Below are 24,351 nucleotides of genomic sequence, written 5' to 3' on the forward strand. Positions count from 1 at the left end.
ACGGCCGAATCGGGGATGACTTAGACTTCACGACGATGAGGTATGTCACACGACGGCCCGACGGGGGCACAGCGATCGCGGTCGCCGCACGATTCGTTGTCGTCGCAACACTGGTGGCGGTCTTCGGTCTCCTCACCGTCCCCGCGACGCCGGGTCACGCCTCCCCGGTGCCCACCGACCACTGCCCACACAAGGTCAGCACCCCACCCGCGGTCGACGAGTCGGAGGTGCCCAAACCCGGTGACACCGTGCCAACTCCGTTGCCAGTGCACTCCCCGACCATCGGCGGCGACCGCCTCGCACACTGCGGGATGGCCACGTCGTCACCGGCACCGCAGCTCGCCGCCATGGCTCCTGCCGGATGGCTGATCGCCGACCTCGATTCCGGAAAAGTGCTCGCCGCCAAGGACGCCCACGGGCGCTACCGCCCGGCATCGACGATCAAGGTGCTGCTCGCACTGGTGGCACTCGATGAACTCGACCTCGAGAAGACTGTCTCGGTAACCGCGGAGGATTACAGCACCGAGGGCGACTCCTGCGGCACCGGACCCCGCGGGCACTACACCAACCGTCAACTGCTGACGGGCCTGGTGATGGTATCGGGCAATGACTGCGCGAGTGCACTGGCGCGAGAGCTCGGCGGCACCGAAGCCACTTTGACCAAGATGAATGACAAGGCAAAGTCGTTGCAGGCGTACGACACTCGTGCTGCCTCACCGTCGGGTCTGGACGCGCCCGGAATGTCGACGTCGGCATACGATCTGGCCCTCATTTTCCGCGCCGCGATGCGCAACGAGACATTTCGCGAACTCATCGCCCTGCCGACCTACCGGTTTCCCGGCTATCCGCGTGACCCGTCGATCCCTGGCGACAAGGACCATCCGTCATATCTGATGCAGACGTCGTGCTCGTTGCTTCTCAACGGCTACCCGGGAATGCTCGGCGGCAAGACAGGTTTCACTGACGACGCCCGTAAGACCTTCGTCGGAGCGGCGCAGCGCGACGGTCGCAGGGTGGTCATCGTGCAGATGTACGGCCTCAATACCAAGACGTCCAACGACTACTGGGATCAGGCGAAACTCATGTTCGACCATGGTTTCGCCACGTCCGAATCCGACGCCGTCGGAACTCTGGTTGAGCCGGCGAACTCGGCGACCGAGCAGACAACCACGGTCGCAGCGGATCCGGAGAATGCCGCGCATCGCACGACGTCGGGAACCAACGAGTCGGGTAACTGGTCCAAGCGAGTACTTATCGGGCTGGTAGCGGCGCTGATCGCCGTACTGCTCGCGGCAGCGGGGCTGAGTATCAACAAGCGATAGCTCCGGCTAGGACTGCTGGGGCCTAGCGCTACGGCTTGTGACGCCAGCCGCTGGCGAGGTAGCCCACCAGCGCTCCGACTCCGACGCTGGCCAACATCGTTTTCGGGCTTGGCACGGGATGCGCCTCGTACACGGGTGAGAGATATACCGGCGGCAATGGCTCTGGTTCCTCGACGACCTGGAACTCTTCGTTGACTGTCGCCGTCGCGCACCACGCGCTCGCGTACAAAATGATGCGCGCGGCGAGATACGCCAGCACCATGAGACCCAGGAGCGGTCCGAACGCCACCCCGGCCGGACTGCCGATCACCGACTTGAAGTAGATGCCGGCCAGTTGTTTGACCACTTCGAAGATCAGCGCGGTTGCCAGCCCGGCGGTCAACGCTCGACGAAATGGCAAGTCTACCAAAGGAATCCGAGACAAGATGAAGCTGAACAACAACGTGCTCGCCGCAATCGACACCACGAAGGCGACAATTCTCAACGTACCGGGCACCCAGCCTTGATCCGACAATCCCAGCCACGAGAGCACCTCGCGCAACACGGTGCCGCCACCGAGTACCGATATCCCGATAGTCGCCAGGAAGGTCAACCCGAGCAGCACGAAGCTGCCCAGGTCGAAGACCTTCGACAGCACAGCGTTACGTTCGACCTTCCCGCCCCACATCTGGGTGAGCGCTCCGCGCAGCGCGGTCATCCACCCGATGCCGGTATACGCCGCCGCGACCAGGCCGACGATGCCCAGGGTGGTACGGGAGGCGATTGCCGAGTCCATGATCTTGTTGAGCTGGGTGCCGAGTTCGCCGGGCACGGCGTCGATGATCGCGTCCTTCATCGTCTGAATCAGATCCGGTCGCGACGCCAGCACAAAACCGGCGGCCGCGAAGGCAACCATCATTATGGGTACCAGCGCCAGCACGGTGCGATAGGTCAGACCCGCCGCGAAGACATTGCCCTCTTTGTCGTTATAGCGCCCGACGGTCCTTATCGCATGGTCGACCACGCCGAACCGAGCACGTAGCCGAGCCAAAAGCGCCTTCAACATCTCCACGATGTGCATTACCCATTGCTTGACACGGTCAAACATCCGTTAGCTTTCCGGTGGAAGGAATCCGACCTTGTCATAAACGGCCGCAAGGGTTTTCGATGCCACTTCACGCGCGCGTCCGGCGCCGTCGGCAAGGATCTTGTCGATATAGTCCGGCGCGGCGAGCACCTCGTCGAACTTGTCCCGCAACGGCGTGACGAATTCGGTGAGGACATCGGCGGTGTCGACTTTGAGGTCGCCATAGCCTTTACCCGTATAACCGTCGACCAGGTCGTCGACTGGTGTGCCGGTTAGCGCGGACTGAATGGTCAGCAGGTTAGAAACGCCCGGCTTCGTCTCACGATTGAATTCGATCACCCGGTCGTTGTCGGTGACCGCGGAGCGGATCTTCTTCGCCGATTTCTTGGGTTCATCGAGCAGACTGATCAGCCCGGCATCGGACTCGGCTGACTTGCTCATCTTGGCGGTTGGATTCTGCAGATCGTAGATCTTCGCGACATCGGCGACGATATACGCCTCCGGGACCCGGAGCGTCTTCCCGAAGCGAGAATTGAAGCGCTGCGCCAGATTTCGTGTCAACTCGAGATGCTGACGCTGATCCTCTCCGACCGGCACCGCGTTGACTTGGAACGCAAGGATATCGGCGGCCATCAAAATCGGATACGTGAAGAGACCGACGCCTGCGGCATCGGTGCCCCCCTTGGCCGACTTATCTTTGAATTGCGTCATGCGACTCGCTTCACCAAAACCGGTGATGCAGGACAACACCCACGTCAGCTGCGCGATCTCGGGCACGTGCGACTGTACGTAAATCGTCGCGCGGGACGGGTCGATCCCAACCGCGAGTAATTGCGCGACGCTGCGCCGAGTGCGCTCCCGCAGCACCTTGGGATCGTGCGGCATCGTGATCGCGTGCATATCCGGGATGAAGTAATAGGCTTCGTCGAATTCATCCTGAAGTGAGACCCACTGACGCACCGCACCGAGGTAGTTTCCGAGGTGGAATGAATCGCTGGTCGGCTGAATACCGGAGAGAACTCTGGTCATGCGGTCCAGTCTTTCAGACGAGTTTCTAGCCGAAGACGGCGGTCACCGGGGCATGATCGGACCACCGTAGGTCGTAGGCGTCGGGTCGGTCGACATATGCCTTGACTGCGCGGCGCGCCAATGCTGCGGTCGCCGCGTGGAAGTCGATCCGCCAGCCCGAATCATTATCGAAAGCCTTTCCGCGCCATGACCACCACGAATACGGCCCGGGTTCGTCGCCGACCAGATCCCGCATGACGTCGTTCCAGCCGTCGTCGAACAGACCTGCCAGCCACTCCCGTTCATGCGGTAGGAAGCCGGGGCTCTTCTTATTCGTCTTCCATGCCTTGATGTCGTTCTCGGTTGCCGCGATATTCCAGTCGCCGCCGACCACGACGTCGCGTCCCGATGCCGCGTGCCGGGCGAGGAAGTCGCCGAATTCGGCTAGGAAACGTCTCTTCTCGTCGAATTTCACGACATCTTTCTCAGTCGCGGTACGAGTGAGTTCCGGATCGACAGCACCTTTGGGCAGGTAGAGACTGCCCGCGGTCAGTGATTCGCCGCCGACCAGATAGTCCGCTTCGATATAGCGACCGAGATCGTCGAACTCGGTACTGCCGATGCCGGCGCGCACCGCGGTCGGCTCGCTGCGACTGAGCAGCGCCACCCCAGCGTGTCCCTTGACCGATGACGGAGCCGTCACCAAATACCAGCCATCGTCGAGCGCGGGGCCCAGGGATTCACGCGCTTCGTCGTCGGTCGCCCGAACCTCTTGCAGCGCAATGACATCCGAATCCGACGCGGCCAACCACGGCAGCAAACCGTGATTGTGCTCGTTCCGATGCTTTACCGCCGCGCGAATACCGTTGACGTTGATCGTGGTGATGATTGGCACGCGACCACGCTACCCAAGGCCTATGACAATCGTCCGACCGCCGCCGCCGTCCCGCGAAAATCGTCCGAATAGTGCGTCGGCGAGGGCATATTGCCCTCGCCGAGCAACTATTCGGACGATTTTCGACGCCGGGGGGTGGCGGCCGGGCGTCGAGCGGTCAGCACGGCGATGCCGAGCACCATCAGACCGGCAAACGCTAACAGAACACCGACCTCCGACGGGGCTCGATAACTCATCCCGGCCGCGATCACGACGCCACCGAGCCATGCCCCGAGTGCATTGGCGACATTTAGAGCAGAGTGGTTGAGTGCGGCGGCCAAGGTCTGCGCATCCTGTGCGACATCCATCAACCGCGTCTGCAGCGCGGGCACCAGCGAGGACCCGGACGCGCCGACGAAGAAGGTCAACACCATCGCCAGCCACGTTACGTCGACGACAGCGACGAAGACCGCGAGGGCAACGGCAACCGACGCCAGGCCCGCGAACATGCTCCACCCCACACTGCGATCGGCAGCAATGCCGCCGACGATATTGCCGGCGACCATGCCTAGCCCGAACAACGCGAGCGCCAACGGAATCAGCCCCTCAGAGACCCCGGACAGCGACGTCAGGGTTGTGTGGAGGTAGGTGTAGAACGCGAACATGCCGCCGAAGCCGACCGTGCCGATGAGCAGCGTCAGCCACACCTGTCCGCGGCGCAGCGCGCCGAGTTCGGTCATCGGGTTGGTGATTTTCATATCGCGGAGCGCCGGCAGGCTGCGCTGAAGTGCCAGCACGGTCACGACGCCAATGGCGACGACCAGAATCAGTGCGACTCGCCAGCCGAATTGTCCACCGAGCCACGCCGCGATCGGCACCCCCGCGACGTTGGCGACCGACAAACCCAACATCACCTGCCCCACCGCCTTAGCTCTGTTACCCGGCTTGGCAAGATGCGCGGCGACCAGTGCCGCGACGCCGAAGTACGCACCATGCGGAAGTCCGGCGACGAATCGCGCGATCATCAATGTCGCATAGTTGGGAGCGAGCACCGAAGCCGCATTGCCGACGACAAACGCGACCATCAAACCGATGAGGAGGGTACGCCGGGACATTCGTGCGGTGAGTGCCGCGATCAGCGGCGCACCGACGACCACACCCAGGGCATACGCCGAGATCACGTGCCCGGCCGTCGGCTCGGAGATTCGCAGCGACTCGGCGATGTCGGGCAGCAGGCCCATCGCGACGAATTCGGTTGTGCCGATACCGAATCCGCCCAGCGCCATCGCAATCATGGCTGCGCGACGAGCCCGATCGGTGATCGGGACTGTTACGGGAGCATCGACGGAGGTCGAGGAGTCAATGGAAACCGGCACCTTTGCGTAACTCTTCCGCAATCACCAGTCATCCCCGATCAGTGGTGAAATCGTTCACAGTCGGTTGTACTTACGTTGACGATGGTCGCGAAATGTCGGGATTGAGTCGAAATGCTCAACCATGTTTCATGCCGACGGGGAACGCACGAATACGGGCGACTGCGACTCGGCCCGCCGATACCGGCAATCGAACCCCGAAACATCACCTCACCAGTGCCGCTACGACAGCGGCGGTCCGATGAACTACGTCCGCCCCCACGTTACCGATCGATTCGCCGAGAGCGACATCGGGAAGCCACTGTACAAGTTCGGGAAGCACGACACCGACGGGTCGGTCCACTGGTACGACCATTGCCGTCGCATCGGCGGGGATGGCTCCGGGGATGAATGGGCAGGTGATCACGCGCCCGGTGTTCGCAGCCAAATGGATCGAGTTCGACAACACCACCACGTACATTTCGTGGTCGGTATCGCGACGTGGCGATATGTCGCCGGATACGGTCACAGTCCACCGGCCCGGTTTGCCCGGTAGATCTTCTCGGCGTAGTCGTCGATGTTCAGCGCCGGGACCGTCTGCTCGGTGTAGCGGCGCAGAGCGAGTCGGAGATGCTCGTGCCGCAGCGCTTGTTCGATCAACTCCGACCGATTCAGTCCAGCCGCTTTGGCGTCCCCATCCGCCTCAGCAAGCACTGCCCGATCTAGTGTCACCGATACCTTATCTTTTGCCATATTCTCATCCTACCGTTGGTCGGATACATCAGGCGACAATCACTCGCACACCAGCGGGCATCGTTTCCTGATCGCACGCAGTCGCCCTAACCCCTGCAAGGTAAGCCAACCCTTGATATGTCCTGGCTCGGTATGTAATCCTTACCTAATCTGGATCAGGAGTTCTACATGTTCGTTTGTATTTGCCGCGGCGTTACCGAAGACGACGTCAATGGTTACCTCGATGAGGGCGCAAGCAGCGTCGACGCCATCGGGGATCGCTGCGGAGCCGGCGAAGGATGCGGAACATGCCTGGACAGACTCGATGAAATGGTCTGCGAACGCGCAGCAACATGTGGCCTCAGGAGGGCAGTAACGGCAGCCTGACCTCACTAAATACGCACCGCACGTCGAACGGATTCACCCGACGCGCGGCTTTTTCGCGTGTTACGTTCAGTTCGGTACGTCCCGTGTTCACGGGACGTCAGCCCGAGAACTTTCAGTACTGAACGGAGAGATCATGCGTGGGGACGACGAGGTCATTACCCTTCTGAACGAGCAGCTCACCAGTGAGCTGACAGCCATCAATCAGTACTTTCTGCATGCCAAGATGCAGGCCAACTGGGGTCTGACCGAGATCGCCGCGAAGACCCGCGCCGAATCCATCGAAGAGATGACGCATGCGGAGATCCTCACCGACCGCATCCTCTTCCTCGAAGGCCTACCCAACTACCAGAAGCTACTGCCATTGCGCATCGGCCAGACGTTGCGGGAGCAGTTCGAGGCGGATCTGAATATTGAGGTCGAGGTGGTCGAGCGGCTACGTCCCGGCATCAAACTTTGCCGCGAAAAGGGCGACATCACCTCGGCCAAGCTTTTCGAGCGAATCCTCGGCGAGGAAGAGGAACATATCGACTACCTCGAGACACAACTTGAATTGATGGATCGCCTCGGCGACCAGCTGTACCAGGCGAAGACCGTCGCCACTCCCCCGTCCAACGGATGAGGTCCGACGGGTGAGTTAGCCCACGACTCGATAGCCGCGCTTGGCAACCAGAGCCGAGTGCGGCTATCGTCGTCTGCGCAGCGCTTCGTTAGGCGAGGCTCCTGCACGAATACAGGCCACTGATCTCACGACGTCGAGAGACGCCCAAGGTTAGGACAGGTCCTCCCGGATTAAGGGTTGACCCAAAGTGGCTATCGGCCGTCCGCGGTACGAACTACGTCGTGCAGTGCCAAAGCTCAACGTGGAGGCGTCTTTTCAGAACTACTCTGACCAATTCACCTGCGCCGCAATATTTTTGGTTCGCGCTCGGCATAAGGCCGGGCACTCTGGGCGAGGAGGTGACGGTGTGGACGACAGTCGAAGTAGCACGGCGGATTCACACCGCCTTCTCGTTGTCGGCGCCGAATCGCGCTGATTCAACGCCACGACGCCTCGGCATCCCCGGAGCTCGATCATCGAGGCCCAACCTGACCGGCAAAGCAGGTTCGCTTCTTACGATCTTTCGCTATGCCCCAACACCTTTCACCCGGCTACGGCACATGTGACATTCCTAAGCGTGTCCCGACGCCAATGCATCTTGATCTCGGAGGTACCGACCAATGACTACCTGGGATATCGCGCTACGCGTGGGCAGCGGATTGCTATTCGGCGCGACCATCGGATTCGAGCGTCAATGGCGGTCCCGGTCTGCCGGCCTACGCACCAACGCATTGGTTAGTCTCGGTGCGGCGCTATTTGTGGTGATGGGCGCCTATTCGTTCACCGGCCCCGACGCCGACCCCACTCGCGTTGCGGCACAAGTTGTTTCGGGTATCGGCTTCCTTGGAGCGGGTGTCATCATGAAGCAGGGATCCACGGTGTCGGGCCTCAATACCGCGGCGACCTTGTGGGCGTCGGCCGCCGTCGGCGCGTTGGCGGGCGGCGGAATGATCTGGGTTTCGCTGGCTGGTGCGGTCGCCATCATCGCGGCGAACATGGTGCTGCGCCCGCTCGGACGGGCGATGGACCGACAGCACCGGGACAGCCGTGAGGACAACCCGGCCGAGTACCAATTCGAAGTCCGCTGCCCCACCGACTCCGAGGCCGCGATACGTCGACTGGTATTCGACGCGATCTCTCGCCCCGACCTCACCGTGCAATCAATCGCCGCCATCGATCTCCCCGACGACGACGGCGTCCGGATCACCGTGACCGCACTCGCCGACGAACGCAACGATCGTGAGATCGAAGCGGCAATCGCCGACGTCATCGTGGCGCCAGCGGTGAGCGCGGTGCGGTGGACGGTCGTCGATCTCTCCGCGGTCGACTGAGTTCAGCACCAACCGCCCAGATGTAAACGGAATATGGCGACATTCTCACAACAACGTGCCGGACGGCTGCGAGATTCGAGGTCAGGCCATGATCGCTGGATCATTGCCCACGTCAGGAGAACACCATGTCCGCTACGCCGCCTCGCGAGATCACGCTCCGCTTTCTCGCCTCCCCCACCGATGCCACGACATTGGGCGGCGCGGTCCGCGGCGGGCGGCTATTGTCCTGGATCGACAAGGCCGCCTATGCGTGCGCGGCCGCATGGTCGGGCGGCTATTCAGTGACCGTCTACGTCGGCAACATCACCTTCACCCGCGGTATCGAACCCGGCGACATCGTCGAAGTCACCGCGTCGCTGGTCCACACCGGAACGTCGAGCATGCATATCGCCTGCACGGTCCGGTCGGCCGATCCGTATACGGGCGTGTTCACCGTCGCCAGCGACTGCCTGGTCATCTTCGTCGCGATGGGCGAAGACAATCGTCCGCGTCCCGTTCGGCAATGGATACCCGACAACGACGCCGACCGCGCCGTCGAGGCATACGCCACCTCGCGTATCCCAGTTCGCAAGCGCATCGAATCCGCGATGTCGACGATGACGTATTCCGACGCCGGGACCGCACCCCGGTCCCAGACCCGATTCCTGGCCGCACCGACCGACGTCAACTGGGGCGGAAACGCCCACGGCGGGCGAGTGATGGAGTGGATGGACGAGTCCGCATACCTCACCGCGGCGCGCTGGTGCGGCGGCCGGTGCGTATCCGCCTACGTCGGCGGCATCCGGTTCTACGCGCCGATTCACATCGGCGATGTCGTCGAACTCGATGCCAGACTTATCCACACCGGAAAGCAAACAATGCATATCTCCGTACATGTGCGGGCCGGTGATCCGCATACGGGCGTCCTGCGCGACTGCGCGCATTCGTTGACGATTGTCGCGGCCGTCGATGCCGACGGTGACGCGACGGCGGTTCGACGCTGGATTCCAGTTACCGATGAGGACATCGCACTCGAAAGACATGCACGCGACCTCGTCGCACTTCGTGCCAAACTGCCGCGCCGCCCATTGCATAGCGTCGCGTCGGTGTGACATCGGCTGCCTCGTGCGATCTACCGCCCGGCGGATCGGTACGCCAGTGCCAATCGTTCGAAGGCTGCCGCGACATCGACCAACGCGTCACTGATCAGAGCCGCGTCGGCTGACCTGACATCGGTCGACGCATTCGGAGTATTTATCGCGCGGCGATCAGCAGCAAGCAGTTCCATGCTCTCGCGAATCGTCGCGTCTATCCGGTCGAATGTTTCGGCACGGGTCGACTCGACCCCGTTCAGTTCCGGCGTCTGTCCGCGCTCGGGCCGCGCTTGCGGCTCCGGCTTGGGCTGCGGGGTGTCGATCATCCGGTGCCCACCCCGATAGTCGAGTCCGCGCGCCGCCACTGTCGGGGCTGGGGCGGACGACGCGGCGGGCGGCGTCGTGGATTGCGGTGCCACCGGCGGCGGAGTCGACTGTGGCGCAGACGCCTGCGCTACTGACGCCTGCGGCGCGGGGGCGGGCTGTTGGTTGACAGTCCGCGATGGGATCGGCGCATAGAAATGCAGTCCGCCGTGACCGACGAACAACTCGCAGGCCGCGCCGGTTCGCCCGTGGACCGGGCACGGATCGCGTTCCAGAAGTGAATGCGGATATTCGCTGAAGTCAGTCCACTCGAGCCAGCGACGGCGAGTTGGCGCGGCCCCACGATCACCGTCAGTCGCGTGATTGCCGTCGTGTCCGGACGATAGTCGGCACTGCAACGCCCACTCCTGGCCGGGATATCCCACCGCAGCACGCTCGGACGCATTACAGATGACCGTTGACCAACAGCCTTCTACATTCATCAAGCCTCCCGGGCACATCTGCGCCACCGGGATACTCGTCAGAACCAGATACGGCAGCTACTTCACCGGCCACCCTACCCCGCCGAGGGCACCCGTCGCGTCGCCACCTCGCCGCCCGATTTTTCCTCGCCGTGATCGAGAGGGTTCAGTTCGGCGACGAACGGTGTTATACCCTTGACGCCAGGTCATGAGCATCAGCGGCAAGCCCCGGCTGGCTGATCAGCAACCCTCCTCCGCGGTGGGGTGCTCCGGGTGATGACCGGGTTGTAGGTCACTCATCGGCAACGATGCGGGACATGCGGCAAGCGCGGGTCCGAAGGTCGGACCCTCCAAACGGGGTAACACCCCGCCGACCGAGAAAGAGACTTCACCGAAATGTCTGACACCCCTGACACCACTGTGGATACGACTGCCAACTGGAGCTTCGAAACGAAGCAGATCCACGTCGGACAGTCGGCCGATGCTGCCACCAACGCTCGCGCTCTGCCGATCTACCAGACCACCTCATACGTCTTCAACAACACCCAGCACGCCGCGGATCTCTTCGGTCTCGCCGAACCCGGCAATATTTACACCCGCATCATGAATCCGACACAGGACGCCGTCGAGCAGCGCCTCGCCGCCCTCGAAGGCGGCGTGGCAGCTCTGCTCGTTGCCTCAGGGCAGGCCGCGGAGACCTACGCGATTCAGAACATCGTCGAAGCCGGCGGCCACGTCGTCTCGAGCCCTCGTCTGTACGGCGGCACTTACAACCTCTTCCATTACACCTTGCCCAAGTTCGGCATTGAGGTGTCCTTCGTGGACGACCCCGACGATCCCGTGTCGTGGCAGGCCGCGGTCCGCCCGAACACTCGCGCCTTCTACGGCGAGTCGATCTCCAACCCCAATATCGAGGTGCTCAATATCCCGGTCGTTGCCGAGGTCGCGCACCGCAACGGTGTCCCGCTGATCATCGACAACACCGTCGCCACGCCATACCTGCTCAATCCGATCGCTCATGGCGCCGACATCGTCGTGCATTCGGCCACCAAGTACATCGGCGGCCACGGCACTGCAATCGGCGGCGTGATCATCGACAGCGGCACTTTCGACTGGCGGGTCCAGCGTGACGGTGTCGACTTGTTCCCCGGCTTCACCACACCGGACCCGAGCTACCACGGCGTCGTGTTCGCTGACCTCGGTGCGCCCGCCTACGCCCTCAAGGCTCGCGTGCAGTTGTTGCGCGACACCGGTGCTGCTATCTCGCCATTCAACGCGTTCTTGCTTGCGCAAGGTTTGGAGACGCTGAGCCTGCGCGTCGAGCGTCATGTAGCGAACACCGAGAAGGTCGCGGCTTTCCTTACCGGGCACGACCAGGTGGAGAGCGTCAACTACGCCGGTCTCGAATCGTCGAAGTACTACGAACTCGCAAAGCAACTGGCCCCCAAGGGGATTGGCGCAGTCATCAGCTTCGAGCTGTCCGGCGGCGTTGACGCGGGCAAGAAGTTCGTCGATGCGCTGACCTTGCACAGCCATGTCGCCAACATTGGCGACGTGCGCTCGCTGGTGATCCACCCGGCATCGACCACGCACAGTCAGCTCACCCCGGAGGAGCAGCTCGCCGCAGGCGTTACCCCCGGCCTGGTGCGACTAGCTGTCGGGATCGAGGGCATCGACGACATCATCGCCGATCTCGAACAGGGATTCGCCGCTACCGCGTAGTGTCCGGCAGCCGCCACCATAGTTCTACCGAGGAAGACCACCGCTGTCCGTGAGTATCGACCTACCCGCTGCCCCCTTGGGGCACAACACTTTCGATGACTGGGAGACGTCAGCAGACGCCGTCTTGCACAGCATCGGGGTCGGGTCGATCGCGCTCGACAACGGAGCGACGCTCGACGATGTGACCCTGGCGTTTCAGCGCTGGGGCGCATTGTCGCCGTCTCGGGACAACGTGGTGCTGGCCCTGCATGCACTGACCGGAAATTCCCACGTCACCGGCCCGGCCGATGACAGCTTTCCGATGGCCGGCTGGTGGGATGGGCTGATCGGGTCCGGCTGTGCTGTCGATACCGACGAATGGTGCGTTGTCGCGGTAAACGTGCTCGGCGGCTGTCACGGCTCAACCGGACCGGGAAGTAGTCATCCCGCCGACGGCCGCCCCTATGGTTCACGTTTTCCGCAACTCACCGTCGCCGATCAGGTGCGCGCGGAAGTCGCGCTGATCGATGCGCTTGGAATCCCTTCGGTCGCAGCGGTTCTCGGCGGTTCAATGGGCGGGGCTCGGTCGCTCGAATGGGCCGTCGCCTACCCAGACCGAGTGCGCTCAGCGCTGGTTCTCGCCGTTGGCGCGCGAGCCACCGCAGACCAGATCGGCACGCAGACAACACAAATCGCGGCGATCAAAGCAGATCCCGCCTGGCAGGGCGGCGACTACTACGGCACCGGCCAGGTACCGGCGACCGGCATGGGCATCGCCCGGCGCATCGCGCACCTCACCTACCGAGCGGAGTCCGAGCTCGATGAGCGATTCGGGAATCATCCTCAGGCCGGCGAACTGCCGCTCGCCGGTGGGCGCTATGCCGTCGCGAGCTACCTTGAACATCAAGCGGCCAAACTGATTACCCGATTCGACCCAGGCAGCTACGTGGTTCTGTCCGAGGTTCTCAACCATCACGACGTCGGCCGCAACAACGGAGGCATCGACGCCGCTCTTGCCGGCTGCCCGGTCCCGGTGATCGTCGGAGGCATCGAATCCGATCGACTCTATCCGATCCGATTACAGCGTGAACTCGCCGACAAACTCGGCAATTGCGTCGGCGGTCTGCAGACTATCGATTCCGACAAAGGCCACGACGGATTCCTCACCGAATTCGCCGCGATCGCCGAATTACTCACGTGGACAATGGATCTCGCACGACGCTAAGTCGCTATCAGCTAGCGCTGCGGCACTACCGGTGGTGGTGGCGTGCGGGGCGCCCGCTGCGTCTGACCGCCCTCGCCCGGCGCACTCTGCGGTCGCGGCGCGGGCGATGGCGACGGAATCAGGCCCGACGGAATCAGGTCCGGCGGCAACGGAATTCCCGACGGGACAAACGGGATCGACGGAGACGTCGTAGTTGAGGTGGATGGCCCACTGGTAGGCGGTTTCGACGACGATTCTGAACTTCCCGACGACGAGCCCGTTGGCAAGGTCGTCGGCACCAACGTGCGGGTGCGCGCCGGGGTGGTCGGATTCAATTGCGTTGTGGCCCAGCCTGGCCCGGCACCATCGCGCGTGTCTGGGGCCAACGTCGCATCGCCCTGCGGACCGAAGTCGCCGGCAGCGGTAGTCCGTGTCGTCAAAATCGACGCTTCACTGACCGTCGGAGTACTGGGACCAGATGGCACAAAGCGGCTTTCGCTACTCGTCAGCGAACCGCTCGCGTATACCGACATCGCGATCACACCGACCGCCGCCCCCACCACTATCAGAGGCGCAGTGGACAACCAGTCACGATTGCGGCGACCACCGATCGTCGCCAATTTCGTTAGGCCGGAATCGGTTTCGCGTGCGGTTAGCGCCGCGCCAAGTGCGGCTGCCAACTCCGGGGACGGTGCGGCCAGGACTGCCGCGCCGGCAGCCTCGCCGAGTCCGGCCACGATCTGCGGAATATTCGCGAGACCACCGACAACTATCACCAGTTGCGGCGTCGGACCTCCGCGCGCTACGTACTGCGAAACCTTGTACGCGGCTGCGGAAATCAGTGGTCGCGCCGCGTTTTCGACGTCGTCGGCGCGCACAAGCACATGTCCCGAGGATGACCGTTCCTCGGTGCTGAAGAGCTCTTCCTTAGCGGTCCGGCATGCCGCGATCTGTTCATCGGTCGGGCGCTTGAACCATCCGTGTTCGTCGGCGACGGCCGCCGCGATCCGCTTGTCCAATTCGCGCCCAGATAGCGCAGCCGTACGAACGACGTCAGTGACATCCTCGGCCGACGGCGTGGTGGTGAACATCGTCATACCGGAGTCACCGCAGTCGATGACCAGGACCGACTCGTAGGAAGCAAGTAGTCCGGTACTGGAGAGGTACCGGACCACTGCGAGATTTTCGTCGACAATGCGCACCCGTCGTCGACGGCCGGTCCCGCGGTTCAATTCCGCGGTTTCGCCGTCCGGGCGGACCGCGACACAGATCGCCGATGCGTCTGCCACGTCGGTACTCGCCGTCTGCATCACGTCGATAGCGGAGTTGACCCTACTCGCCTGATTCAAACCATCTTCAGGATCGACATCGAGAACCCTGCTGTCGATGACACTTCGACCAGCCGGATCAAACCCAACCCTGGCGACATGAATCATGCCTCGACCTGCGGACACACCCAACGTCGGACTGACGTCGGTGATATCTGTGTGCAACTCGGGTGAACTGATGTCGACTAACCCATCGCTTTGCTTGGCTAAAAAGTATTCCTCCCACTGTATACCAAAACGTTACCTTTACGTCAGGCGGCATCAGCGGCAGCGATGAATCAGTCAGTCCCGAGCGCCGCAATCGAGGAGGCCAACCACAACATCAACAAGCCCATCGAGGCCATCGCCGAGACGTCGAAAAACCGGCTGCGTACCTGTAACAGGCCAACCCGGCCCACCGGTAGAAGTGCGCGGAACGTCGCGCCGAGCAGCAACGCCCCGCTGAATACCAAGGCACCTTTGCGCCAAAATCCGAAGATGACCAGGATCGCGGCCACTCCGATGACACCCAAGACGATGAAGTACGGGATCTGCACGATGTAGCGACGCAGCTGTCGGGCGCGTCGGATCCGGTCGGTCCGATCGTCGAGGGCGGGCTGCTCGGCCATAGTCAGATTTACGCTTCGGCGAGCTGCGCTTGCGCGCGCTCGACAACGTTGACCAGCAAGAATGCCCGGGTCAGCGGGCCGACGCCACCCGGATTGGGCGATACATATCCGGCGACATCCCAAACGTCGGGAGCGACGTCGCCGACCAGTCCGGCATCGGTGCGGCTGACCCCGACGTCGATCACGGCAGCGCCCGGCTTGACCATATCGGCGGTGATCAGGTGCCCGACGCCGGCGGCCGCGACGACGATATCAGCGCGACGCACTTCGGCAGCGAGGTCACGGGTTCCGGTGTGGCACAACGTAACCGTGGCATTCTCGCTGCGCCGGGTCAGCAGCAACCCGATCGGACGGCCAATCGTGACACCACGGCCGATAACGGTGACATGAGCACCGTCGATCGGAATGTCGTAGCGCCGCAGCAAGTGGATCACGCCACGCGGCGTGCACGGAAGCGTCGACTCTTTGCCGAGCACTAGCCGACCCAGGTTGATCGGGTGCAGGCCGTCGGCGTCCTTCTCCGGTGCAATGCGTTCGAGTGCCGCGTTCTCATCGAGGTGTTTGGGCAACGGAAGCTGAACGATATAGCCGGTGCAGGCGGGGTCGGCATTCAGCTCGTCGATCACTTCCTCGAGCTGCGCCTGGGTGATATCGGCGGGCAGATCCCTACGAATCGATTCGACGCCGATCTTGGCGCAATCAGCGTGCTTTCCCTTGACATAGGACTGCGATCCGGGGTCGTCGCCGACCAGAATAGTTCCCAGACCTGGAACGATGCCGTTTGCGCGGAGCTTGTCCACGCGGGCCGACAGGTCGGTGAAGATGTCGTCGCGGGTTGCTTTGCCGTCAAGTCGTATCGCCGTCACGACTCCATTGTTTCATTAGCCGAGCGGTACTTCACTCAGCGGTCGACCGACCACGACCTCGCCGAACATATCCAGCGGTGACTGCTGGCACTTGATCCTCCTGCTAGCGTGCATTTTCATGTTCCGCATCATGTTTTATCAGCCCTGCATACCACCTAACACGGGTAATGCGATTCGGCTGGCGGCCAATACCGGATGCGAATTGCACCTCATTGAGCCGCTTGGTTTCCAGATCAACGACACCCAGGTGAAACGCGCCGGCCTCGACTATCACGAGATGGCCACCGTCACCGTGCATCCTGATCTGGATACCGCATGGGAAAAGCTTGCGCCGCAACGGGTTTACGCATTCTCGGCACACGCCACTCGCTTCCATACCGACGTTTCTTACCAGCCCGGTGACGTACTGCTCTTCGGACCCGAGCCCACCGGATTGCCCGACGTTGTCCTGCAAGACGAGCACATCACCGCACAAATACGCATCCCGATGCTGCCCAAGCGCCGCTCACATAATCTCGCCAACTCGGCGAGCATTGCAATCTACGAAGCCTGGCGGCAGAACGAATTCGACGGAGCGATCTAAGGCCACCTCGCGTATCACTGAGACTGTCCACGTGGGCGCGGCAGACGCCGATATGGCGCCTGCGTCGGTCAGGGGGACAGTTCCGGCTGGAAGGTGTCGTGTCCACCAATCATCCGACACACCGCTGCGAGGAACGCTTGCGATTCCTAGCATGAAACCCGTGCGTATCGATATCCATGCCCACCTGTGGTCAGACGAGTATCTCGCGTTACTCGACTGGCACGGGCGAGCCGGCACCGACGTCCATCGCAATCTTGGCGCCGGGGCGTCACGCAGCGATCTGGACGGTCGATTCGCACTCATGGACGAAGCGGGAGTCGACCTGCAAATCCTAACCGCGACACCGGCTTCCCCACATTTCGAGGATGAGGCGACAGCCGTGGATAGCGCGCGTTTCGTCAATGACGAGTACGCGAGGCTCTCGAACGAGAACCCCGGGCGATTCGGAGCACTCGCGTCGCTGCCACTGCCCCACATGTCGGCCGCGTTGACGGAACTAAATCGCGCCCTGGATGACCTGGGTATGCGCGGGGCGGCGATTACGACATCGGTGCTCGGACAGTCGATCGCCAGTCCAGTTTTCGATCCGCTCTACGCTGAGTTGAATCGCAGGGGCGCAATACTTTTCGTCCATCCGGCCGGATGCGGGGCGGAGTCCCCGCTCATTTCCGACCATTCGCTGACGTGGTCCATCGGTGCGCCGATAGAAGACACCATCGCGATCATGCATCTGATTCTGGCGGGCATCCCGTCGCGGTACCCGGATATGAAGATCGTGACCTGCCATCTGGGCGGCGCGTTACCGATGGTGTTGGAACGGGCGAATCGACAGATCATGGAGTGGGAGGCACCGGATTGCCCGGAAGCGCCCAAGGACGCTGCCCGCCGAATCTGGTTCGACACCGTTGGGCATGACCATGCACCCGCACTGCAAGCGGCTGTCGCATCGTTGGGTGCCGACCGGCTGGTATTCGGCTCAGATTTTCCCTACCAGGGCGGTAACCGGTATGTCAGGGCCGCGACGTACATCGAGGAGGGCCTGTCCGTATCAGACGCGGCAATGATCTTGGATCACACCGGCGCTCAGCTCACCGGATTCGCTTGACGGCTAGATCGACGATCAGTTATCCCAGTCGACCTGCGCTGCCAACGCCAACAACTTCTGACGCCGAATGTCTGACCCGGTAGCGACCCAGCCAATGCGGCCGTACACGTACGCCCGGAAATCACCGCGCTCGCTGTGGTTCTGTGCGGCTGCACCGGTTCGAGTCGCATTGTGCAGCAACGCTTTGAGCGCATCGTATTCGGATCGCCTTGAGCGTGGCCGCTCGTTGACAACGAGGCCGGTTAGCTGCTGACGCTGGTGATCGCCCATCACCCGGACCTTATCCGGGTGGATGGTGAAACCCTCATCGGCGATGACTTGACTCACCACCCACAGCGCACGGCCCATGGTCATGTCGCCGGACAAGGCCAGATCGTCCCCGTATCGCGTGTAGTTCATCTGGTTCGCCTTCGCATAGCCGGCGACGCGAAAGTCGAGGCGGCGCAACGCCAAATTGACTAGTGCGGGTGATGTCGGCGCCCCTTGCGGGACATGGCGATTCCGCAGTAGCCCCGCATGAAATACGTCGTCGATGGGTAACTCGCCTGGCGTGGTCGATGTGGTGCAGATCGCGGCGAGGTAACGCGACACGGCGGGGCTATAGCCGATCGCGGTGAATACCGTTTGCACGCGTCCGATCGTGACGTGTTCGAAGCAGTGCTTAAGATCGATACGAATCACGTTGTCGTGCAAAGAATGCGGTCTAGCGAACGACTCGGGCGACCGCCCTTTGACGAAGCCGTGCGCGGCAGGATGGGCCGGTACCAAATTCAAGATCCCGGCGAGGACCCGCCGTTGTAGCGTTGCCAATCGCTCCTTCGGAGCCTCTATCACTCGAAACCCACCATGCCGCTTGGGAATCCGGCGCACCCGATAGTGCTGAAGCCGAGGTACGGACTTGCGCAGCCAGTCGCCCCGATCGGCGAACCACATCAGCTCATCGATGGTGATGTTCAACCAGGCAGCCAACGCGTCGACGTCGTTGATGGGCGGCAAACCGAATTCGGGTGCTCCTGAACGTATTTCATCGAATTCGACGATCCGGGGTCGCGGTGGCATCCCAGCAATCAGCGTGGAGAGTGCCGAACGCAATCTCACCGGTGGCACCGCGAACTTCTCGAGGATCTGCCGGGCCACTTCCTCCGCATCTGATGGTTCGATCGCTTCGACCAATGCGCCGCTTAATTCCGGTCGTATCCAGACGGTGTGGTCCCATGCACTGTCGCGCTGCGATCCGACCATCCGCTCTACTGCGGCAACCATGCGTCGTACCTCGTCCGGCGTGAAACGAGCGCCTGCCCCTAATCCCTTGCCGATCATCGGCCCTCCGTATCAACAAGTCAGGCGCGGGCGGGCAGAACGACCAAAACTTGTCGTCGGCCGCGCAAACGAGCACACGAAGTGTGCCGCGTTGCGCGAGACGCAATGCCATGCTGTACATGAACCCAGGGGTATCCCCTGAGACGGATCGCTGATCCAACCTCGTCCGTGCCCGCCACGCAGGACCCACCCTATCTTCTCCATCCTGCAACGGCACCTAGCCAACCTGGATCGGTGGAGGTCACTCGCCCCCTGGCTCGCTTAATCTAATGCCAGTCTCTCGACCGCATCCCTACCCGCAGATCCAACCGTTGTAGACGATCGGCCACCACAGTCACCGCACCCTGCGCATTCTGTACCTTGCCGCGCACTAGCAACGCCGTCGCCGTGCGCGCGAGTTCGGAATACCGCGACCACAACCCCACCGAACAGACCACATTCACCATGCCCGTCTCGTCTTCAAGATTGATGAACGTCACTCCCGACGCCGTAGCCGGGCGCTGCCGGTGAGTGACCGCTCCCCCGACGATGATCCGCGCCCCATCGGGCACCGACAGCAGCCGGTCCGCGACCACCACTCCCAGTGCGTCGAGCCGCGGGCGTAGGAATTGCGTCGGATAACTCGACGGCGTCACTCCGATCGCCCAGACATCCGCACCGGCCAACTCGATGTCAGACATGCCGGGCAGCATCGGTGGCGTCGCGACGGTCGCGGCTGCCAACGGCAACTGGTCGGGACGGTCGGCCGCCGCAGCACCGGCCGACCACAACGCCTGACGGCGGGTACCGCCGAACCGGGTGAGTGCTCCAGCGGTGGCCAGCGCCTCCAATTGGCGTTTAGTCAACCCGGCACGACGGGAAAGATCCGCGGCGCTGACATACTCGCCGCCACTGGTTCGTTCATCGACAATCCGTTGCGCAACCTCATCGCCGACACTGCGCACACTCGCCAACCCCAACCGCACCTCGGCACCCTCGGATTCCAGTGTCGCCCAAGACAATGACTGGTTGATGTCGGGCCGGTGTACCGTAACTCCATGCCGTCGCGCATCGGCGACCAACGACTGCGGCGAATAGAAACCCATCGGCTGCGCCCGCAGTAAGGCGGCGCAGAACGCCGCCGGATGATGCAACTTGAGCCACGACGAATAAAACACCAGCGAGGCGAAACTCTGCGAATGGCTCTCCGGGAAGCCGAAATTCGCGAACGCGGCCAGCTTCTCGAAGACGCGATCGGCGAGTTCTCCGGTAATACCGTGCAGTTGCGCCATCCCCTCGAAGAAGCGTTCTCGAAGCCGTTCCATCTTCTCCGGCGACCGTTTCGATCCCATCGCACGACGCAATTGATCGGCCTCGGTTGGATTGAACCCGGCGACGTCAACAGCCAGCTGCATCAACTGTTCCTGGAATAATGGCACTCCGAGAGTCCGTTCCAGCGCGTTACGCATCGACGGATGTTCGTAGTCGACTTTCTCATCACCGTTGCGACGGCGAATATACGGATGCACCGACCCACCCTGGATCGGACCGGGCCGGATCAGCGCCACTTCAACGACAAGGTCGTAGAAATTGCGCGGTTTCAGCCGCGGCAGCGTTGCCATCTGCGCCCGCGATTCCACCTGGAATACACCGACCGAGTCCGCCCTACACAGCATGTCGTAGACGGCTTCTTCGGTGAGATCGATCTTCGCGAGATCCACCTCGATACCTTTATGCTCAGCCAGCAGATCGATGGCGTAGTGCAGTGCCGAAAGCATGCCGAGGCCGAGCAGATCGAATTTGACCAAACCTATCGCGGCACAGTCATCTTTGTCCCACTGCAGCACGCTTCGATTCGGCATACGCGCCCATTCGGTCGGACAGACGTCGGCGATCGGCCGATCGCAGATCACCATGCCACCCGAATGAATACCCAAATGCCTTGGCAGTCCGGCTATTTCACCGGCGAGTCGCTTAACGTCGTCGGGCGCTTGCTCGGGAGTCTTGCTCCACGCATCCTGTTGCCCCGAGGCATATCCGAGTGCGCGAGCCATATCGCGGATACAGGAGCGGTGGCGATAGGTGATCACATTGGCCACCTGCGCGCTGTAGCGGCGGCCATATTTTTCGTAGACGAACTGGATGGCCTCTTCCCGGCGATCCGACTCGATATCGACGTCGATGTCGGGCGGGCCATCGCGTTCGGGCGACAAGAATCGCTCGAACAGCAGCTTGTTACGCACCGGATCGACCGAGGTGACCCCCAACGCGTAACAGACCGCCGAATTGGCCGCACTCCCCCGTCCCTGGCACAGGATGTCGTTGGTGCGACAAAAGCTGACGATGTCGTGCACCACGAGGAAATAGCCGGGAAAGTTCAACGCTTCGATAATCGTGAGCTCATGTTCGATCTGCTTGTACGCCTTGGGATTCGACGATGGCGCTCCGTACCGGCGCACCGCACCCTCCATTGTCAATTCGCGCAGCCAGGTTGCCTCGGTATGTCCGTCGGGCACCTTAAATGGCGGCAATTGCGGTGCGATCAAACCTAATTCGAAGGAGCAGTCGTCGGCCAGATCAACCGCGTTGGCGATGGCTTCGGGGTGCGCGAGGAGCAGCCGAGCCATTTCGTCGCCGCTCCGCAGATGCGCCCCGCCGACGGCTGGCAACCAGCCGGCGATGGTGTCCACATCGGTTCGGGCACGCGCCGCGGCCATCGCCATCGCGAGCCGTCGTCGATGTGGTCCGGAGAAATGCGCGCCGGTGGTAGCGACCGTCGGCACTCCCGACGCTGCGGCGAGGACCGCCAGCGCCGCATTGCGCTCATCGTCATCAGGCTGACCATAAGAAGTCAGTTCAACGACGACGTTGTCGGAACCGAATCGATCGACCAACTCCCCCAACGCTTTACCGGCCGCAGGCGGTCCGCCGCGGTCCAACGCCCGACGCACCGCGCCCTTGCGGCAACCGGTGAGGATCAGCCATTGCCCGACCGCGGCATCAGACAAGGCATCGACGTCGTAACGCAGTATCCCCTTCTCTCCCCCGGCCATATGCGCGTCGGCGATGGTGCGCGACAACCGCCGGTACCCCTCGGCCCCGCGGGCCAGAACCAACAGATGTTCACCGGAAGGATCGTGCACACCGGTACGAACTGCGTCATGCTCCAGTGACAGTTCCGCACCGAATACCGTCGGCATGCCGAATTCACGGGCTGCCTCGGCGAACCGGACGATGCCGTAGAAACCGTCATGGTCGGTCAGAGCCAGAGCTTTGAGGTCCAGGCGCTGCGCTTCCTCGACCATCGCCTCGGGCATTGATGCCCCGTCGAGAAAACTGTAGGCACTATGCGCGTGTAGTTCGGCGTACGGAACTGTCGAGCTGACTCGCTTGATCGACTCATCCGCGTGATACGCGTCGCGCTTACGTGACCAGGCCGGACCGTCACCACCATCGGGAACACCCTCATCAGCCAGGCGATCAGAGCCCGCCGGATAGGGCGGCGCGAACGTCTCCCCCGATCGGCCGCCCGATGGCGCTCGACCGGAGAGCACTCGCTCCATCTCCGACCAGGTCGGAGGTCCATTATGCCAGCCCACCCACCAAGTATATCGAACATATGTTCGCATCCATTGCGGAGGCGGACACGACCATGGCCAAGCCAGCTAGCGCAGAAAAATACGAGGTCGGCAGTCGGCACTAAGTGAGGTCATGGGCCGCTTAGCCGAGACTGCGAGCTACCGCAGCGACGATCGTATCGTCGTCGACACCGAGGGCCCGAGCTTGGGCGATATACGCCAGCGTCTGTTCCTCGAGAAGGTCTGCGGTTGGTCGCGGGGACGCGAGCACGGTGGTCCCCTGCCCACGCCGGGAGTGAATGAGTCCGCCGTGTTCGAGTTCGCGGTAGGCACGAGCGACGGTGCCCGTGGCGATGCCGAGATCGTTGGCGAGTTGTCGCACCGAGGGGAGTTTCGCTCCAACCTCGAACGCACCTTGCTCGATAGCGGCGGCAATTTGCCGGCGAATCTGCTCGTACGGGGGTGTGGGGTCAGTGGTGTCCACCGTGACCGCGGTACTCATCCGATAGTCGCGGACATGCGAGTGGCGATGGGGCGCGAGACAATCTGGACCACACCCCAGGTGTACACGGCAAACCAGGCGATCAGCGACCACCACAGTGCGACGCCAATAGGGTTCCACCAGCTCGGCGCTCCACACGGTTCGAAGTCCGAGGTGAGGACTTCGGCGAGGACCAGCGTGAACACCGCTCCCAGGATCGCGGCGAAGGAGGTGTAGATGCCAACTGCTGCTCGAATCGTCGAGCGCCGCAGGGCGTCATCTTCGGCTGCGGCGAAGACGTGGGTATCGGGTCGTGCACGGTTGGTCGCGGCGCGCGCCACAAGAGCGGTGAGGATCGCAGCGGTAGCGATGCTCCCAAGGCACGCCCAGGAGGTCGAGCGCTCGATAGTGGAATGTGAGCTTGCGCCATAGTCGTTCGGGTAGGGGCTAGCGCAAGTGATCATGACGCTGCCGCGATCATTGGTGAGAGCCAATGTTGCGACCGCCAGCGCAAAGAAGCCCAGGGAGGCGACTAGCGGGACAATCACGCCACGGACGGTGATGTACCGACTGGCGACGCGTGCGGCGAGGTTGGCGCCATGCTGGCCGGCAGCCGGGCGGTAGGCGACGTGCTCGCCGATGAGGAGACTGAGCAAGTATACGAGCGCGAGAGCAACAGGCGCCCAGACCAGAATCACTTCGGGCGAGTCGATCCCTAAGAGTCCGAGTGCGACAAAGGGGATCGCTATGGCCAAGGCGATCCCAACGACGAATCCCCCGATGCGCCAACCGATCAACCGCCGAAAGACCTTCGTGATGACGACGTGATCACCGGAAAGCGCGGATCGCGATCGCGAAAGCAGCGCAAGTCCAAATGCAGACGCGATACCAAGGACGGTTGGCAGGAACAGGATTAATCCCATGTGAATGTCTCCATGTATCGATGTAGCAACTGATTGATACGGCCAAGGTAATGCTTCCGTATTAGTGTGTCAACTTATTGATACGGATGGCTGAATTTGAACTAGTTGATTGACACAAGCAGTCGGTGCGTGAAAGCCTTGTATCAG

The 24,351-nt window shown here is 62.3% G+C and carries 23 protein-coding genes and 2 riboswitches; of the genes, 9 read left to right on the plus strand and 14 right to left on the minus strand.

All coding sequences use genetic code 11. The features are described 5' to 3' along the window. The first annotated feature begins 35 nt into the window (after window positions 1-35). The gene (locus AAFP29_RS15360; protein ID WP_419218265.1) at window positions 36-1,322 is read left to right on the plus strand and encodes a serine hydrolase; all 1,287 of its coding nucleotides are present in this window, start codon (window positions 36-38) and stop codon (window positions 1,320-1,322) included. Between the two features lie 28 nt (window positions 1,323-1,350). Here the strand turns inward: AAFP29_RS15360 and AAFP29_RS15365 are convergent, their stop codons facing one another. The 6 genes from AAFP29_RS15365 to AAFP29_RS15390 all read right to left on the minus strand — a co-directional run bounded on the left by AAFP29_RS15365 (window position 1,351) and on the right by AAFP29_RS15390 (window position 6,375). Beyond that, window positions 1,351-2,409 (minus strand): YhjD/YihY/BrkB family envelope integrity protein, encoded by a 1,059-nt coding sequence (locus AAFP29_RS15365; protein ID WP_419218266.1) that lies wholly within the window; start codon window positions 2,407-2,409, stop codon window positions 1,351-1,353. Window positions 2,410-2,412: 3 nt separating this feature from the next. Continuing rightward, a complete protein-coding gene (trpS, locus tag AAFP29_RS15370; RefSeq protein ID WP_419218267.1) occupies window positions 2,413-3,417 on the minus strand; it encodes a tryptophan--tRNA ligase in 1,005 nt (334 codons plus the stop codon). Window positions 3,418-3,442: 25 nt separating this feature from the next. Continuing rightward, window positions 3,443-4,291 carry an exodeoxyribonuclease III gene (locus AAFP29_RS15375; RefSeq protein WP_419218268.1) on the minus strand — a complete coding sequence of 283 codons (849 nt, stop codon included), beginning with the start codon at window positions 4,289-4,291 and terminating at the stop codon, window positions 3,443-3,445. 107 nt (window positions 4,292-4,398) lie between these two features. Continuing rightward, window positions 4,399-5,646, minus strand: coding sequence for an MFS transporter (locus AAFP29_RS15380; RefSeq protein WP_419218269.1), 1,248 nt, complete (start codon window positions 5,644-5,646; stop codon window positions 4,399-4,401). Between the two features lie 202 nt (window positions 5,647-5,848). Further along, complete coding sequence (locus AAFP29_RS15385) at window positions 5,849-6,103, minus strand: toxin (RefSeq protein ID WP_419218745.1); 255 nt, start codon at window positions 6,101-6,103, stop codon at window positions 5,849-5,851. Between the two features lie 44 nt (window positions 6,104-6,147). Beyond that, a complete protein-coding gene (locus AAFP29_RS15390) occupies window positions 6,148-6,375 on the minus strand; it encodes a ribbon-helix-helix domain-containing protein (RefSeq protein ID WP_419218270.1) in 228 nt (75 codons plus the stop codon). Between the two features lie 168 nt (window positions 6,376-6,543). On the opposite strand from AAFP29_RS15390, the gene AAFP29_RS15395 reads away from it, so the two are divergent. From AAFP29_RS15395 to AAFP29_RS15410, 4 genes are all read left to right on the plus strand, one after another. Continuing rightward, a complete protein-coding gene (locus AAFP29_RS15395; RefSeq protein WP_419218271.1) occupies window positions 6,544-6,741 on the plus strand; it encodes a (2Fe-2S)-binding protein in 198 nt (65 codons plus the stop codon). Window positions 6,742-6,874: 133 nt separating this feature from the next. Continuing rightward, window positions 6,875-7,360 (plus strand): bacterioferritin, encoded by a 486-nt coding sequence (gene bfr / locus AAFP29_RS15400; protein ID WP_419218272.1) that lies wholly within the window; start codon window positions 6,875-6,877, stop codon window positions 7,358-7,360. A 77-nt stretch (window positions 7,361-7,437) separates the two neighbouring features. Then, window positions 7,438-7,614, plus strand: a riboswitch (M-box (ykoK) riboswitch). A 345-nt stretch (window positions 7,615-7,959) separates the two neighbouring features. Beyond that, the gene (locus AAFP29_RS15405) at window positions 7,960-8,670 is read left to right on the plus strand and encodes an MgtC/SapB family protein (protein ID WP_419218273.1); all 711 of its coding nucleotides are present in this window, start codon (window positions 7,960-7,962) and stop codon (window positions 8,668-8,670) included. 125 nt (window positions 8,671-8,795) lie between these two features. Then, a complete protein-coding gene (locus AAFP29_RS15410; RefSeq protein ID WP_419218274.1) occupies window positions 8,796-9,761 on the plus strand; it encodes an acyl-CoA thioesterase in 966 nt (321 codons plus the stop codon). Window positions 9,762-9,781: 20 nt separating this feature from the next. Here AAFP29_RS15410 and AAFP29_RS15415 read toward each other — a convergent pair whose 3' ends face one another. Then, window positions 9,782-10,549 carry a hypothetical protein gene (locus AAFP29_RS15415; RefSeq protein ID WP_419218275.1) on the minus strand — a complete coding sequence of 256 codons (768 nt, stop codon included), beginning with the start codon at window positions 10,547-10,549 and terminating at the stop codon, window positions 9,782-9,784. Between the two features lie 183 nt (window positions 10,550-10,732). Next, window positions 10,733-10,863: riboswitch (SAM riboswitch) on the plus strand. Window positions 10,864-10,924: 61 nt separating this feature from the next. Between AAFP29_RS15415 and AAFP29_RS15420 the strand changes: the two genes are divergently transcribed. Continuing rightward, entirely contained in the window at window positions 10,925-12,250 is a 1,326-nt protein-coding gene (locus AAFP29_RS15420; protein ID WP_419218276.1) for a bifunctional o-acetylhomoserine/o-acetylserine sulfhydrylase, read from the plus strand. A gap of 43 nt (window positions 12,251-12,293) precedes the next feature. Continuing rightward, on the plus strand, window positions 12,294-13,454 hold the full coding sequence (metX, locus tag AAFP29_RS15425; protein WP_419218746.1) for a homoserine O-acetyltransferase MetX: 1,161 nt from the start codon (window positions 12,294-12,296) through the stop codon (window positions 13,452-13,454). An 11-nt stretch (window positions 13,455-13,465) separates the two neighbouring features. On the opposite strand, the gene AAFP29_RS15430 is transcribed toward metX, so the two are convergent. From AAFP29_RS15430 to AAFP29_RS15440, 3 genes are all read right to left on the minus strand, one after another. After that, a complete protein-coding gene (locus tag AAFP29_RS15430) occupies window positions 13,466-14,869 on the minus strand; it encodes a hypothetical protein (protein ID WP_419218277.1) in 1,404 nt (467 codons plus the stop codon). Window positions 14,870-15,039: 170 nt separating this feature from the next. Next, on the minus strand, window positions 15,040-15,369 hold the full coding sequence (locus AAFP29_RS15435) for a DUF3017 domain-containing protein (RefSeq protein ID WP_419218278.1): 330 nt from the start codon (window positions 15,367-15,369) through the stop codon (window positions 15,040-15,042). Window positions 15,370-15,377: 8 nt separating this feature from the next. Continuing rightward, a complete protein-coding gene (locus AAFP29_RS15440) occupies window positions 15,378-16,235 on the minus strand; it encodes a bifunctional methylenetetrahydrofolate dehydrogenase/methenyltetrahydrofolate cyclohydrolase (RefSeq protein ID WP_419218279.1) in 858 nt (285 codons plus the stop codon). Window positions 16,236-16,353: 118 nt separating this feature from the next. Here AAFP29_RS15440 and AAFP29_RS15445 point away from each other — a divergent pair, with 118 nt between their 5' ends. Together AAFP29_RS15445 and AAFP29_RS15450 are read left to right on the plus strand one after the other, a co-directional pair. Further along, window positions 16,354-16,818, plus strand: coding sequence for a tRNA (cytidine(34)-2'-O)-methyltransferase (locus AAFP29_RS15445; RefSeq protein ID WP_419218280.1), 465 nt, complete (start codon window positions 16,354-16,356; stop codon window positions 16,816-16,818). A 160-nt stretch (window positions 16,819-16,978) separates the two neighbouring features. After that, complete coding sequence (locus AAFP29_RS15450; protein ID WP_419218281.1) at window positions 16,979-17,923, plus strand: amidohydrolase family protein; 945 nt, start codon at window positions 16,979-16,981, stop codon at window positions 17,921-17,923. Between the two features lie 15 nt (window positions 17,924-17,938). On the opposite strand, the gene AAFP29_RS15455 is transcribed toward AAFP29_RS15450, so the two are convergent. The 4 genes from AAFP29_RS15455 to AAFP29_RS15470 form a co-directional block, all read right to left on the minus strand. Continuing rightward, window positions 17,939-19,186, minus strand: a complete 1,248-nt coding sequence (locus AAFP29_RS15455) for a reverse transcriptase family protein (protein WP_419218282.1) — start codon at window positions 19,184-19,186, stop codon at window positions 17,939-17,941. 323 nt (window positions 19,187-19,509) lie between these two features. Further along, window positions 19,510-22,821, minus strand: coding sequence for an error-prone DNA polymerase (locus AAFP29_RS15460; RefSeq protein WP_419218283.1), 3,312 nt, complete (start codon window positions 22,819-22,821; stop codon window positions 19,510-19,512). 121 nt (window positions 22,822-22,942) lie between these two features. Beyond that, window positions 22,943-23,284: a GntR family transcriptional regulator gene (locus tag AAFP29_RS15465; RefSeq protein ID WP_419218284.1), complete on the minus strand. Its 342-nt coding sequence runs from the start codon at window positions 23,282-23,284 to the stop codon at window positions 22,943-22,945. Between the two features lie 14 nt (window positions 23,285-23,298). After that, window positions 23,299-24,204, minus strand: coding sequence for a hypothetical protein (locus AAFP29_RS15470; protein WP_419218285.1), 906 nt, complete (start codon window positions 24,202-24,204; stop codon window positions 23,299-23,301). Window positions 24,205-24,351 lie beyond the last annotated feature (147 nt).

Origin of the sequence: Gordonia sp. CPCC 205333 (assembly GCF_048537885.1) — a bacterium.
Classification (GTDB): Bacteria; Actinomycetota; Actinomycetes; order Mycobacteriales; family Mycobacteriaceae; genus Gordonia.